Source organism: Ancylobacter mangrovi (genome assembly GCF_024752335.1).
Classification (GTDB): domain Bacteria; phylum Pseudomonadota; class Alphaproteobacteria; order Rhizobiales; family Xanthobacteraceae; genus Ancylobacter; species Ancylobacter mangrovi.
This window is the reverse complement of sequence record NZ_JANTHY010000001.1, coordinates 1113616-1127570: the sequence shown is the minus strand read 5'-3', so window position 1 is coordinate 1127570 and position 13955 is coordinate 1113616. Positions and strand designations below refer to the sequence as shown.

12 protein-coding genes are annotated in these 13955 nt (G+C 69.9%); 3 read left to right on the top strand and 9 right to left on the bottom strand.

All coding sequences use genetic code 11. The features are described 5' to 3' along the window. Positions 1–7: 7 nt before the first annotated feature. The 7 genes from NVS83_RS05465 to NVS83_RS05435 all read right to left on the bottom strand — a co-directional run bounded on the left by NVS83_RS05465 (position 8) and on the right by NVS83_RS05435 (position 8811). A complete protein-coding gene (locus NVS83_RS05465) occupies positions 8–1279 on the bottom strand; it encodes a di-heme oxidoredictase family protein (protein ID WP_258738396.1) in 1272 nt (423 codons plus the stop codon). Continuing rightward, a complete protein-coding gene (locus tag NVS83_RS05460) occupies positions 1279–2742 on the bottom strand; it encodes a multicopper oxidase family protein (protein ID WP_258738395.1) in 1464 nt (487 codons plus the stop codon). The genes NVS83_RS05465 and NVS83_RS05460 overlap by 1 nt, the downstream gene beginning before the upstream one ends. A 7-nt stretch (positions 2743–2749) precedes the next feature. Further along, positions 2750–4039 carry an imelysin family protein gene (locus NVS83_RS05455; RefSeq protein WP_258738394.1) on the bottom strand — a complete coding sequence of 430 codons (1290 nt, stop codon included), beginning with the start codon at positions 4037–4039 and terminating at the stop codon, positions 2750–2752. Positions 4040–4214: 175 nt separating this feature from the next. Next, positions 4215–4502: a hypothetical protein gene (locus NVS83_RS05450; RefSeq protein WP_258730471.1), complete on the bottom strand. Its 288-nt coding sequence runs from the start codon at positions 4500–4502 to the stop codon at positions 4215–4217. A gap of 326 nt (positions 4503–4828) precedes the next feature. Further along, positions 4829–6133, bottom strand: a complete 1305-nt coding sequence (locus NVS83_RS05445) for a TIGR03862 family flavoprotein (RefSeq protein WP_258738393.1) — start codon at positions 6131–6133, stop codon at positions 4829–4831. A gap of 175 nt (positions 6134–6308) precedes the next feature. Further along, positions 6309–8129: a single-stranded-DNA-specific exonuclease RecJ gene (recJ, locus tag NVS83_RS05440; protein WP_258738392.1), complete on the bottom strand. Its 1821-nt coding sequence runs from the start codon at positions 8127–8129 to the stop codon at positions 6309–6311. A 58-nt stretch (positions 8130–8187) separates the two neighbouring features. Then, complete coding sequence (locus NVS83_RS05435; protein WP_258738390.1) at positions 8188–8811, bottom strand: TetR/AcrR family transcriptional regulator; 624 nt, start codon at positions 8809–8811, stop codon at positions 8188–8190. Between the two features lie 216 nt (positions 8812–9027). Here NVS83_RS05435 and NVS83_RS05430 point away from each other — a divergent pair, with 216 nt between their 5' ends. Together NVS83_RS05430 and NVS83_RS05425 are read left to right on the top strand one after the other, a co-directional pair. Further along, entirely contained in the window at positions 9028–10017 is a 990-nt protein-coding gene (locus NVS83_RS05430; protein ID WP_258738388.1) for a homocysteine S-methyltransferase family protein, read from the top strand. A 111-nt stretch (positions 10018–10128) separates the two neighbouring features. After that, positions 10129–11490 carry an esterase-like activity of phytase family protein gene (locus tag NVS83_RS05425; protein ID WP_258738387.1) on the top strand — a complete coding sequence of 454 codons (1362 nt, stop codon included), beginning with the start codon at positions 10129–10131 and terminating at the stop codon, positions 11488–11490. 78 nt (positions 11491–11568) lie between these two features. On the opposite strand, the gene NVS83_RS05420 is transcribed toward NVS83_RS05425, so the two are convergent. After that, positions 11569–12432, bottom strand: coding sequence for a DMT family transporter (locus NVS83_RS05420; RefSeq protein WP_258738386.1), 864 nt, complete (start codon positions 12430–12432; stop codon positions 11569–11571). A gap of 251 nt (positions 12433–12683) precedes the next feature. Here NVS83_RS05420 and NVS83_RS05415 point away from each other — a divergent pair, with 251 nt between their 5' ends. Then, complete coding sequence (locus NVS83_RS05415; protein ID WP_258730482.1) at positions 12684–13391, top strand: alpha/beta hydrolase; 708 nt, start codon at positions 12684–12686, stop codon at positions 13389–13391. Positions 13392–13468: 77 nt separating this feature from the next. Here NVS83_RS05415 and NVS83_RS05410 read toward each other — a convergent pair whose 3' ends face one another. Continuing rightward, entirely contained in the window at positions 13469–13810 is a 342-nt protein-coding gene (locus tag NVS83_RS05410; protein WP_258730483.1) for a hypothetical protein, read from the bottom strand. Between the last annotated feature and the right edge of the window lie 145 nt (positions 13811–13955).

The following is a 13955-nucleotide window of genomic DNA, read 5'->3' as shown; positions in this document are numbered from 1 at the left end:
CGCCTCGCTAGAGTGAGGACACAAAATCGACCAGCGTCTGCCGGTCGCGCGCATCGAGCGCTTCGAATCGGGTCCGCGCGCCGGCGGCCTCGCCATCGTGCCAGCGCACCGCCTCGGCGACGTTCGCCGCGCGGCCATCGTGCAGCAGGCCGGCGCCATGCGCCAGCGAGCGTGAGAGGCCGGCGAGCGGGGCGGTGCGCCACTCCCCCGCCCCCGCGCCCGGCACGCCGGCGCTGTCCGCGAGCCCCTTGCCAAGATCGTGCAGCAGCACGTCGGTGTAGAGCGACACCTGCCCGCCGCCCTCGGTCGGCAGCGAGGGCCGATGGCACGCCGCGCACCCCGCCGCCGCGAACAGCGCCGCACCCTTCGGGTCCGGCGCGGCGGCCGGGGCCTTCAGTCCGCGCAGATAGAGCACGATGCGCCGGACGATCGCGTCGGAGATTTCCGGCTCGCCTTCGGCGTCGCGCCCGTGCGGGGCGTTGCGGCAGGCGGTCTGCGCCTCGGTACAGTCGCCCCAGGGTTCCAGGCGCTCCGGCGTCGACAGGCCGAGATCGAGCGAGAACGCCTCCGCCGTCTGGCTGGCGATGGTGGCGTGGCTCGCCTTCCAGCCGAAGCGGCCGATCGAGGAGCCGCCTTCCGGCGTCTCCAGCCGCCGCGCGCGCCCGCGCACGCCGTCGCCGTCGCGATCGTCGGGGTCCTGAAGGGCGAGGATGGTCGCGTCCGAGACCCGCTCCAGCGCCCCGCGCCCGTGCAGCTCCGGCGCCACGCGCAGCGAGATATGAGTGGCGGGATCGAGCGGGCCGTAGCCGAGAGCGTCCGCATGGGGCACGCGCCGGCCATCCACCACCGAGACGCCAATCGCCCCCTCCGCCGGAACGCCCGGCAGCGTCATCGTCTCCAGCCTGTGGCCGTAGACGGGATCGGGCCCGCCATCGTCGCGGAACAGCGACAGCACCAGCCCGAGCCCTTCGGGTCGCCCGGCGGCATCGAGCGCGGTGGCGCCGTGGCCGGAGCCGGGATGGCAGGACGAGCAGGAGCGCGCGTCGAAGAGCGGGCCGAGGCCGTCATTGGCGCGGGTCGAGCTCGGCGCCGGCACCCAGGGGCGCTCGAACAGCGCCTTGCCGATGGCGGCGTCGAGGCGGGTATCGTCCGCCGTCGCGGAGGTCGCCAGCGCGAGACCGAACAGCGGCGTGCCGAGAAAGGCGAGCATGGCAACGGCGCGCCGCCCCGCCCGGCGCGGGGCTGGAGCGACAGTGCCCTGCCGGCGGCGCGCGTTCATCATATCACCCGGAACCAGCCCATCATCCCGGTCTCCATATGCTCCAGGATGTGGCAGTGGAACACCCAGTCGCCCTGCGCCGCGACGAAGCCGATCTCGACCGCCTCGTTCGGCTGCACCAGCACGGTGTCGGCGAAATGCTGCGGCAGCCGCCCTTTCGACGAGCTCAGCACCGCGAAGGCGTGGCCGTGCAGGTGCATGGGATGGGAAAAGCGGGTCTCGTTCTTGATCTGGATCCGGTAGCTGCGACCCTCGTTCATCACCGCCAGCGGCGGCGGCAGGCCGAGGCGGTTTCCGGTCGCCCAGGACACCTGGCCGATCGACCAGTACGTCGTCGCGCCGACGCAGAAGCTTGCCACCAGCGCCTTGGACAGCGGATCGTCCGGCGGCAGGCCGAGCTGCTTCACCGCCTGGTCGGTCGCCTGCTGCAGGGTGAAGGAATGGAACTCGGCGGAATCGAGGTCGGGAAAGGGCAGCTCCGCGCGCGGCAGCGCCAGCGGCCCTTGCCCCGGATGCGCCTTGGCCGGGCCGGATGCGGCGAGGCTGGCGAAATAGTAGATGTCCGCCGCCGCGTAGTCGCCGACACGCACCGGGGCGCCGTCGGTCGGCATGCGCAGATGGACGTCGATGCGCTGGGCCGGGCCCATGCGCCAGATGCCGTCCGGCAGGTCGTCGAGCAGGATCGGATCGAGCGCGTGGCCGTCGACCGCGATCAGCCATGCCTTGGCGCCCTCGACGCCGATGCCCATGACGCGGCTCGCATCGACGTTGAGGATGCGCAGGCGCACGTCGCCGCCGGCGGGCGCAGTGAGTTCGAGCTGCGGCACGCCGTTGACGCGGCGGGTCTGGCCGAAGGTGCCCGCCTTGGAGGCGCCGGACGGCTCGGTCAGCTCGAGGAAGCTGCCGTCGTCGTCGAGACGCCAGTCCTTGAGGCACAGCACCTCGTCGAGATCGAAGGGCGGATCGCGCTCGTCCTCGACGATCAGCGTGCCGACAAGGCCGCGGCCGGACTGGCCGGTCTCGTCGCAATGGGGATGGAAAAAATAGGTGCCCGGATCGTCGAGCGGCAAGCGGTGGACGAAGCGCTCGCCCGGTCCGACCAGCGGCTGGGTCAGCGGCGGCACGCCGTCATATTCGTTCGGCATGCGGATGCCGTGGAAATGCAGCGAGGAGCCCTCGTCGAGCCCGTTCACATAGGTCGCCTCGAGCCGCGTGCCGCGCGGCATGCGCAGCAACCTCAGCGGCTGGCCGTCATAGGCGTAGACGCGGGTCGCCGGCTTGTCGGGCCCGAGCAGGTGCAGCTCGGTCTCGCCCGAGGTGAGCGTGAGCGTGCGGGTCGGCACGAAGGGCTCGGGCGTATGGGCCCGGCCCGTGCGCGAGGGGGCTATCGCCGCCATCGCGCCCAGAGCCGCGCCCGCACGAAGGAAGGCGCGGCGCGAGAATCCCGCGCCGCTTCTCGTCATGACGACCTCACTGGCCGACCTTGGAGGGATCGTCCAGGCTGTCGGAGCCCTCGACCTTGATCTGCAGGCCGAGCGCGGCGACCACGCCCTCGAAGGCGCGGGCCTGGGCCACGAGCGAATCGACGCCCTTCTGCACCAGCGCGTTGCCCTCGACATTGCCCTCGCCGATCATCTGGTCATAGGCCTCCTTGCCGCTATCGCCCTCGTCCTTGATCGCCTTCAGCGCGGCGAGCGCGGCGTCGACCTTGGTCTTGGCTTCGTCGGCCGCCTTCGGCGCCTTGGCCGCGGCATAGCCGGCGACGGACGCACCCTCGACCACCGAACCGTCCACGCGGGTGTACTTGCCGCGATAGATGGAGGCGATGCCCAGCTCGTCATAATAGTGCGAGTTGTAGGTGTTGTCGGAGAAGCAGTCGTGCTCTTCCTCCGGGTCGTGGAGGATGAGGCCGAGCTTCATGCGCTCGCCGGCGAGCTCGCCATAGGAGAGCGAGCCGAGGCCGGTGAGGATGGTGCCGAGCGCGGCGTTGTCGTCCTGCTCCATGACCGCGGCGCGGGCCTTGCCGTCCTTGCCCCACCAGTTGTGCATGTCGGTGAGGTCGGAGACCAGCAGGTCGGTCGCGGACTTGAGATAGGCGGCGCGGCGGTCGCAATGGCCGTGCGTGCAGTTCTTGGTGTCGTAGTCGGTCGCCGGCCGCTTGCCCGCGCCCGGACCCGTGCCGTTGAGGTCCTGGCCCCACAGCAGGAACTCGATGGCGTGATAGCCGATGGCCACGTTCGACTCGACGCCGCCCGCTTCCTGCAGGCTGTCGATCACCTCGGGCGTGATCGTGGTCGCGTCGATGGTCGTCTTGCCGACGCGGATCTGCGTGTTGGCGATCACGTTGGCGGTGTAGAGCGGGTTCTCGTCCGAGGAATCGCCGTAGCTCTTGTCGACATAGTCGATCAGCCCCTCATCGAGCGGCCAGGCGTTCACGCGGCCCTCCCAGTCGTCGACAATGGCGTTGCCGAAGCGGTAGCCCTCGCTCTGCTGGTAGGGAACGCGGGCGGCCTTCCACGCGGCCTTCGCCTTGTCGAGATTGGCCTCGGTCGGCGCGGCGAGGAAGGCGTCGACCGCCGTCTGCAGCGTCTGCGCGGTGGTCAGGCTGTCGCCATACATGGCCTCGGCGATGTCGGCGTAGTTCACGACGATGTCGTGGACCTTCGGCGCATCCTCGGCCCGTACCGGACCGGCGACGACGACGGTGCCCAGCGCGACGGCCGCCAGCAGCGGCGCGGCAAATAATGATCTGGCTCGCATGATATCTCCTCCCAGCCGCCAAAGCGGCGCCCGTGTTGGCGGAGACTCCTACGCCAGCGCATCAAACACTCGCAAGTGTTTGAACTTACTTTAGAATTGTTTTACATCAAAACTCCGGCCGCAACTCCCTCCACCGCATGTAATTCTTCAGTAATACTTGAGATTAAATAAATACTCATGACGCAGCGTCAAGCAGCGGCTGCAAGGCTTCGCGCAAATCGTCGTCATGGACTTCGGACAGCGGCTTGAAGAGTTTCGCCGCTTCGGTACGCCGACCGGGGCGCATCACCAGCACCACGGTCTCCGCGCCGCCGCAGGCCGGGTCGCCGCAGGCGATCTCGGTGATGGAGATGGTGGTTTCCTCGTCGACCCCGAGCAGCGCCCGCGCCCGCGCGGCCAGCTCGCGCGCCGCGTCCGGCGCCGCCTCGGCGCTCTGCCCGCGGCGGAAAAACAGCCGAGCCATTCCGTCCTCCACTCCTCGCTCGGCATTTCGGCCGGCCGTTCGCCCGCGCTTGCGCGCCCCTAGGGGGTACGCCGCCTGCCCGCGCGTCGCAAGCCGGCGCGGCGACGGCGCGGCTCCTAAGTAATCGCACGCGCGAATAGTTTAGAACTGTAATAATATTTAAAGATAATCGTTGTCGAATGCAGTGCAGCGGCGTATTTCTCCACGCGAAGTCGCCGGCAGCCCTGCTTACCTTCTTTCGGAACGCAGGTTGATCGGCGCCCGCTTCGCGAGGCCATCTTCCCGGCAGGTCTCGTGAACCGCGCGGGACGACGGCACGCGCTCCCTCAGCCGTCGTCCCGCGCTTTCGCTTCCCCTAAATCCGCCGCGCTCCACGCCCCTCGCCAGGGGTCGGGCGGCGCGAGGCCGAGATGGGCGAGCATGCCGCACGCCGCCGCATGGCCGGTGGCGAAACATCCCTGCAGCAGGTAGCCGCCGGTCGGCGCTTCCCAATCCAGCATCTCGCCGGCCGCGAAGGTGCCCGGCCGCGCGCGCAGCATCAGCCCGGCGTCGAGTGCCGAACGGGAAATGCCGCCGGCGGAGGAGATCGCGCGCTCCAGCCCGCTCATGCCGCTCACTTCCAGCGGCACCGCCTTGATGAGCGCGGCGAGCTTTTCCGCCTCCGCCGGCAGCGCCGCGACCGCCTCGCGCAGCAGGCCGGCGGCGGCGGGCGACAGGCCGGCGGCCTTGCGCAGGCGGTTCGCCATGCTCTCGCCCTTGCGGCTGCCCGACAGCCGGGCCGCCAGCGCCTCAGGTGAGAGGTCCGGGCGCAAATCGACGAGGAGACGCGCCCGCCCCTCCCAGGCCGCCGCCTCGCGCAGCCCCGCCGAGAGGGCGTAGACCGCGCCGCCCTCCAGACCGGTCTGCGCGATCACCGCCTCGCCGCGCACCGTCGCGCCCTCGGCGGACAGCGCGATGCGCTTGAGCGGCGCGCCGGCGAAGCGGGTACGGAAGATCTCCGACCACGCGATCAGCGCGCCGCTATTGGCCGGGCGCAGCGGCGCAAGCGCGACGCCGTCCCGCTCCAGCAGCGCGGTCCAGCGCCCGTCGCTGCCGAGCCGCGGCCAGCTTGCCCCGCCGAGCGCGAGCAGGGTCACCTCGGCGCTCACCGCCCGCTCGCCATCGGGGGTGATGAAGAGCAGGTCGCCGCCGGGTCCCCAGCCTCGCCAGTCATGGCGCAGCCGCAGCTCGACGCCTAGCCCGGCGAGCCGCGCCATCCACGCGCGCAGCAGCGGCGAGGCCTTGAAGGCGCGCGGAAACACCCGCCCGCTCGAGCCGACGAAGGTCGGCTGGCCGAGCCCTTCCGCGAAGGCGCGCAGCCGGCCGGGCGGAAAGGCGTCGATCATCGGCGCGAGCCAGTCGGCGGCGCGCCCGTAGCGGGCGAGGAAGGCCTCGCGCGGCTCGGAATGGGTGAGGTTCAGCCCGCCGCGGCCGGCGATCAGGAACTTGCGCGCGAGCGAGGCCATGCGGTCGAACACCGTCACACGGCACCCCGCCTGCGCCAGCGCCTCCGCCGCGATCAGCCCCGCCGGGCCGGCACCGACGATGGCGATGCGCGGATTTCGCGAGTCGCGCGAGGGAGTTGCGCTCACCTGCTCGCGATCCGATTCAAGCCGGTCCCGCCGGGAAAAGAACCGCGCCGGCAAACGACTGGCGCGGCCGGTCGAGAAACCGATTCCACCGGCCGCGCGTGCGCCGTCGGCCCTTCACATGTCGTTTCAGGAAGGTCGGGCATCGATTCCGAAAGCTGCCGCATGGTCCTGATTGTCATGGCATTTCCAGCGGCGCGACGTCGGTGATGCGCAGGGAGGGCTGCGAACGCCCCTGCCAGCTGTCGATCTCCAGCACGCCGGCGGCGTGGACCTGCCGTCCGCGCGCGGCGATCAGCGCCTGGCCGAGCGGGGTCGCCGCCGAGCGGAAGGCGATGGCGGACAGCACCGCCCCGTCGGAACCGCGCAGGCGCACCCGCACATGGTCGCCATTGCCGGCCTCGGCATAGACCACACGGTGCGCGGGGAAGGCGAATACCGGCTGCGGGTTGCCGGCACCGAACGGGCCGGCCTTCTCCACCAGCTCGATCAGCTCGGTCGTCGCCCCGGCGGCGGAGAGCGCGCCGTCGATCATGGTCTCGTCCACCGCGCGGGCCTCGTCCACGGCGTCGGCCAGCGCTTCTTCCAGATAGGCGCGCAGCGCGCCGAGCTGCTCGCGCTCCACGGTGAGGCCCGCCGCCATGGCGTGGCCACCGCCCTTGACCAGCAGCCCGCGCTCGACCGCGCCGCGCACCGCCCGGCCGACATCGACGCCGGGGATGGAGCGCGCCGAACCCGCGCCATGGGTGCCGGTGAATGCGACCGCGAAGGCGGGGCGGCCGAACTTCTCCTTCAGCCGCGCCGCCACGAGGCCGACCACGCCGGGATGCCAGCCCTGCCCGCTGGCGAGGATGACGGGTGTCGCCCCCTCGCGGCCGAGCGCGGCCTCGGCCTCCGCTTCGGCCTGGGCGACGATGGTGCGCTCCATCACCTGGCGCTCGCCGTTCAGCCGGTCGAGCTCGGCGGCGATCACCTGCGCGTCGATCGGGTCCTGGCTGAGCAGCAGCTTGGTGCCGAGCGCGGCATCGCCGATGCGCCCGCCGGCATTGATGCGCGGGCCGAGCAGGAAGCCGAGGTGCCATGCCTTGGGCGGCCCGGAAAGCCGCGCCACGTCCATCAGCGCGGTCAGCCCCGGCCGGTGGCGCTGGCGCAGCGCGATCAGCCCCTTGGTGACGAAGGCGCGGTTGAGCCCGACCAGCGGCACCACGTCGGCCACAGTGCCGAGCGCCACCAGGTCGAGGCTGGCGAGCAGGTCCGGCTGCGGGCGGGCGCCGGTCCACCAGCCGCGCCGGCGCAGCTCGCGCAGCAGGCCGACTGCCACCACGAAGACGAGGCCGACCGCGCATAGATGGCCGAGGCCGGACAGGTCGTCGGCCCGGTTCGGGTTCACCAGCGCCGCCACCTCGGGCAGCGCCTCGCCAGCCTGGTGATGGTCGATCGTCACCACGTCGAGGCCGAGTTCGCGGGCGCGGGCGAAGGGCTCGAAGCTCATCGTACCGCAGTCGACCGTGACCAGCAGAGTGGCGCCCTGGGCGGCGAGGGATTCGATGGCGGGCACGTTGGGGCCGTAGCCCTCGAAGATGCGGTCGGGAATGTAGAAGGCGGGGTCGAGCCCGCCCGCGCGCAGCACCTCGACCAGCAGCGCGGTCGAGGTGGCGCCGTCGACGTCGTAGTCACCGAACACCGCGACCTTCTCGCCCGCGGTCACCGCGTCGGCGAGGCGGGCGACACAGGCCGGCATGTCGGTGAGCGAATCCGGGTCCGGCAGCAGGCGCTTCACGGTCGGGTCGAGCCAGGCCTCGGCCTCCTCGATGCCGACGCCGCGGCCGGCGAGCACGCGGGCGAGGATTTCCGGCATGCCGAAGCGCTGCACCATGGTGAGGGTGGCCTGCGCGCCGCGCAGATCGATGCGCTCGCGCCAGAAGCGGCCGCAGGCCGAATGCGCAACGCCGAGGAAGGGCCGCGGCGCGGGCGCGGCGGTGGGCTGAACGAGACTCATGCGGCAAGGATAAGCCCGAAGCCGGCCGCCACGTCGAGGGGGCGCAGCCCGTGCGGGCTCACGGAGCGAAGGTCAGGCGCAGGAAATCGCGGAACAGCAGGATCTGGCGCGGCAGTATGGTCGGGTCCTTCAGCGCCCGGCCCATCACCAGCCCACCCTCGACCAGCGTCGAGAGCATATCGGCGAGCGCGTCGAGATCGACCGGCTGGCGCGACGGGTAGCTGGCGGCGATCGCCTCCAGCCGGGCGCGGAAGCGGCGGCGCCAAGCCAGCACGCTCTCCGCGTTCAGCGCATGGACGGTGCGGTCGAAAAGCTGGTCCTGGTAGCACAGCGTCGCGGCGAGGCAGCCGGGATGGGCCTCCGGCAGCGCATCCATCATCTCGGCGAACAGCCTCAGGCCGACCAGGAAGCCGTGCAGCGGATCGTCGTTCAGCTCGTCGGCGCGGCGGAAGATGTCGTCCAGCAGCTCCCGGTCACGGGCGATGTGCCGCTCCAGCAGCGCGCGGGCGAGGTCGTTCTTGTCCCTGAAATGGTAGAAGAAGCCACTCTTGGTGATGCCGACGCCGGCGATCAGCTCGTCGATCGAAGTCGACGCGAACCCCTTCGCCAGAATCGCCTGCTCGGCGAGACCGAGCAGGCGCTCGCGTGTGTCGGTGCGGCGCCGAGGTACCTGTTCCAGCATGACGTAACTGTACCACAGGTACAGTAAGCTCGCGCGGCCGGACTTCTCCGCCTCGATGCCGAAGCACCCTCATCGTCATAATATATTGAAGACAATAATCAATTTCGTTTCTTCGCTCCACTTGACCACGAGACGGCTAGGTCGGGCGCGCCGTTTCTGGCCATCTAGCGGACGACCGGCGGGCCCTTCCGCCACCCGGAACGAGAGGACATCATCATGACCTGTATCGACAATCGCGGGTTCAACACGGTCCGCGCCAAGTATCGCGACGAGCTCCCCCTGCTCGCCGACCGCCTTTTCCTGATGGATGGCGGCATGGAGACGAGCCTCATCTTTCACGAGGGCATCGACCTGCCCCACTTCGCCGCGATCGACCTGATGCGCCGCCAGCGTGGCCGCGAGGCGCTGCGGGCCTACTATGCCCGCTTCCTCGAGCTTGCCCGCGAGCGCGGCACCGGCTTCGTGATGGACGCGCCGAGCTGGCGGGCCAGCGCCGACTGGGCGGCGCCGCTCGGCCTGACGCAGGAGGAGCTGGGCTGGCTCAACCGCACCAGCATCGGCCTCATGTCGCGCCTGCGCGAGCGGTTCGAGACGCCCGCAACGCCGATCGTGCTCTCCGGCGTGGTCGGCCCGCGCGGCGACGGCTACACGCCCGGCGCGCGGATGACGGCCGGGGAGGCGGCGGACTACCACGCCTGGCAGATCGGCATTTTCGCGGACACCTCGGCCGACATGGTGAGCGCCTACACGCTCAACTACGTGGAGGAAGCGATCGGCGTCGCCCTCGCCGCGCGCGAGGCGGGCCTGCCCTCGGCGATCTCCTTCACGCTGGAGACCGACGGCCGGCTGCCGAGCGGGCAGGCGCTGGCGGAGGCGATCGAGCAGGTCGACGACGCGACTGACGCCGCGCCGGTCTACTTCATGATCAACTGCGCCCACCCGACGCATTTCGATCACATCGTCGCCGGGGGCGGCGCGTTCCTCGACCGCATCCGCGGGCTGAGGGCGAACGCCTCGATGCGCAGCCATGCCGAGCTCGATTCCGCGCCGGACCTCGACGACGGCAATCCGGTGGAGCTCGGCCGCCAGTACCGCGACCTGCGCGGCCACCTGCGCCGGCTCAATGTCGTCGGCGGCTGCTGCGGTACCGACTTTCGCCACGTGGAGCAGATCTGCTTCGCCTGCCAGTCGGTCGACGCGGCGTGAGGTGACGTGACGGGGGATGTCACGCCCCCGTCACCCGTCCGTTACGTCAACTACATGAGCGGGGGTCAGGAAGTTCGGCGGCATTGCTGCCGAACCACTGGAGAACCGCTCATGTCCCGCACCTCGCTGCTCGCGAGCGCCGCGCTGGCGCTCGCCGCGCTCGGCGCCGCTTCCGCCGCCCGCGCCGACGACGCCTTTCCCGCGACGCTCGCCGGCCACGCCGTGCTGCCGGCCGAGAGCTTCATCGCGATGCCCGCCGACGCGCCCGCGGACCTCAGGAACGCCGGCAAGTACACCACCGGCAAGCGCGTCGAGACGCTGGGCTCGGTGGAAGGCACCTCCGCCGGCCGGCCGACCGGCGTGTCCCTGCCCTTCGAGGGCCAGCCCCGGCAGGGCAATTCCGGCATCAAGACCATGCCGGACGGTAGCTTCTGGATCCTCACCGACAACGGCTTCGGCTCGAAGGCCAACAGCCCAGATTCGGCGCTCTACCTCAATCGCTACCGGATCGACTGGAAGGCCGGCACGTTCGAGCCGCTGGAGACCATCTTCCTGCGCGACCCGGACAAGAAGGTGCCGTTCCGCATCGTCCACGAGGACACGGATGCGCGCTACCTCACCGGCTCGGATTTCGACCTCGAGAGCTTCCAGATCATCGGCGACACGCTGTGGATCGGCGAAGAGTTCGGCCCCTTCCTCATCAAGGCCGACATGAGCGGCAAGGTGCTGGCGATCTACGAGACCATGGCCGGCGAGACGCCGGTGCGTTCGCCCGACAACTACCAGGTTGCCTCGCCCTCCGCGCCGGACCAGACCGGAAAGTTCAACGCGCGCCGCTCCAAGGGCTTCGAGGGCATGGCCGCCTCCAAGGACGGGCGGTTCCTTTACCCGCTGCTCGAAGGCCCGCTCTGGGACGCGGACAAGAAGGCCTGGCAGCAGACCGCCGACGGCAAGGACTATCTGCTGATCCTCGAATTCGACGTGGCGAACGAGAAGTGGACCGGCCGCTCCTGGCAGTATGTGCTGGGCCAGAACGGCAACGCCATCGGCGACTTCAACATGATCGACGCCACCACCGGCATGATCATCGAGCGCGACAATGGCGAAGGCACCGCCGACAAGGCATGCGCGCAGGGCACCAAGGGTTCGGACTGCTTCAGCGACATCGCCAAATTCAAGCGCATCTACAAGATCGAGATGACCGACGCCAACGTCGGCGGCCCGGCGCGCAAGATCGGCCATATTGACCTGATGAAGATCGCCGATCCGGACAAGCTGGCGCGCAAGCCACTCAATGAGGGCGTGCTCACCTTCCCGTTCTTCACCATCGAGGACGTGGACGTGGTCGACGCCACCCACATCGTGGTCGGCAACGACAACAACCTGCCCTTCTCCTCCAGCCGCGACCCGAACAAGGCAGACGACAACGAGCTGATCCTGCTCGAGGTCGGCGAGTTCCTGAAGGCGAAGTGACGGCGTCTCGACGCCCGCCGGCTTGCTAGCCCATGCATTGGCAAAGGCCGGGGCGGCGACGCTCCGGCCTTTTGCGTGTCAGGCCGTGTCGGGCAACGCCGCGTCCCGGCGCCGCAGGATCAGCGCCACGCCGAGCACCATCACCAGCGCGCCGATCATCTTGACCGGGGACGGGTCGTCGCCGATCAGCACGATGCCGAACAGCACCGCCAGCAGCGGGTTCAGCATCGAATACGGCACCACCGCATTGATGGAGTGCCGCCGCAGCAGCCAGTACCACACGCCGTAGCCGACGATGGACGAGCCGATGGCGCTGTAGACCACCGAGAACCAGCCGTTCCAGCCCGCCAGCGGAACCATGTTCCAGCGATCGGATTCGACCAGCCACGAGGCCAGCAGGAGCTGGGGCGTGGCGAACAGCGACGACCATCCCATCATCGCCATCGGCCCGACATCGGGCATCGCCTTGATGATGAGGTTGGTCACCGCCCAGGCGGTGGCGCTGACGACGAGCAGCGCGAAGGGGGCCAGCCCCGGCAGTGTCGGCCCGGCGGCGAGGATGGCGATGCCGAGCACCGAAATGGCGAGCCCCGCAAGGCGCATCGCGCCGAGCGGCTCGCGCAGGAACAGGCACGCCAGCAGCGTCGCGATCGGCGCGCCGAGCTGGATGATCACCGCGCTGGTCCCCGCCTCGGCCGATTGCAGCGCCACGAACAGCGCGCCGAAATGCAGCGAGCCGAAGGTGAGCGAGACCAGCAGCACGCCGTGCAGGCGCCCCAGCGGAAAGCGCGTGAACGGCACGACGAGCGCGGAGACCAGGATGAAGCGCAGGGCGCACATCAGCATGGGCGGAATCTCGGCGACGCCCAGCTTGATGACGATCATGTTGAGCGCCCACAGACAGACGACGGCGAGCGCGAGAATCGAGTGCCGGATCGGCATGGCAAACCGGAGATGATGCGAGGATGGCGATTCGCACGGGTTTGGCGGCGCCGACGACACGGCAATAGCCCCGCCGTCGCGCGAAGCAAAGGGGGCGCGCCCTCGCGGCGCGTCGTCCCGGATGCGACTTTGGGAGGATGGGTCCGGAGAGAGCGGCCCCGGGGCGCGGCGCCTGTGAAAAACCCACGGCATGGTGCGGCCGAGGGCCCTCCGCCGCCGCTCGCGGCTTTTCGCGGGCCGGTACGCGCATTATGGTGCGCGCCATGCTCGACCTCTCGCTCATGGGCCGGCTCAGCTTCCGGCATGCGCCGCCCACCCGGCCCGCTCTTCCGCCCGGCCGGCACGATCTCGGCCTGTTCGACACCCGCGACTATGTGCTGGTGGTGCCGGAGGGAATCGATCCCGCAGCGCCGACCCCGCTGGTCACGCTGTTCCATGGCGGGGGCGGCAGCGCCGAGAAGATCATGCCGATCCTGCGCACCCATGCGCAGACGCGCGGCTTCCTGCTGCTGGTGCCGCAGTCGCTGTTCCCGACCTGGGATATCGTCATCGCCGGCAACGGGCCGGACCGCGAGCGGCTCGACGTCGGCCTCGCCGAGGTCGCCTCGCGCTTCACCCTCGATCCCGGCCATTTCGCCTTCGCCGGCCATTCGGACGGCGGCAGCTACTCGCTCTCCACCGGGCTCAGCAACGGGCGGATCGTCAGCCACATCCTAGCCTTCTCGGCCGGCTTCATGACCGTGCTGGCGCAGGAAGGCGAGCCGAAGGTGTTCATCGCCCACGGCCAGCGCGACACGCAGACGCCGATCGGCACCGCCGGTCGCTCGCATGCGCGCAAGCTGCGCCGCGCCGGCTACGATCTGACCTATGTCGAGCATCCCGGCCCGCACGCCTCGCAGCCGGCCATGGTGCAGCTCGGCGTCGACTATTTCCTGCGCGACGTCGCCCGGCGGGGCTGAAGCCGGGCGGCTTTCCTCCCCTGACAAGCAAAAGGCCGGCGCGAAGCCGGCCTTTCTTCATCGGGATGCGAGGTCGCTCAGGCGACCTTCTTCACCGTCTTGGCGATCTCGGCCACCCGGCCCTCGTCGCGGGTCGCGAGCTCGGCGAAGGCGGCGGGGCCTTCGTTCAGCGCTTTCTTCACGTCCTCGGCCCAGGTGATGTGCTGGAGGGTGAAGGTCGAGGTCGCCGACGAGCCGAACTTCTTCGCGAAATGGTCGCCGAGCTTGAACGGCACGGGCTCGGACGCGAGGAAGCGGGTCGTGGGGTGCTCCTTCACGAAGGCGGCGTAGGCCTCGGCGGCCTCGGTGTACTTGCTGGCCTCGATCAGGGCGGTGAGGTTCTTCAGCAGGCCGGGCAGCTCAGAATGCATAGCGGACATGGGTCGTTCCCTTGTAACTGGTCTTCGGCATTCACGAAGAATGCGCCGTGTCACGCCCTTGGTATACAGCACACAGGACGATCGCCAAAGGGTCGAGGCGGGAAAGCGCGTCGTTTCCGCCGGTGAAACGGCCCGGTTGGCCCCA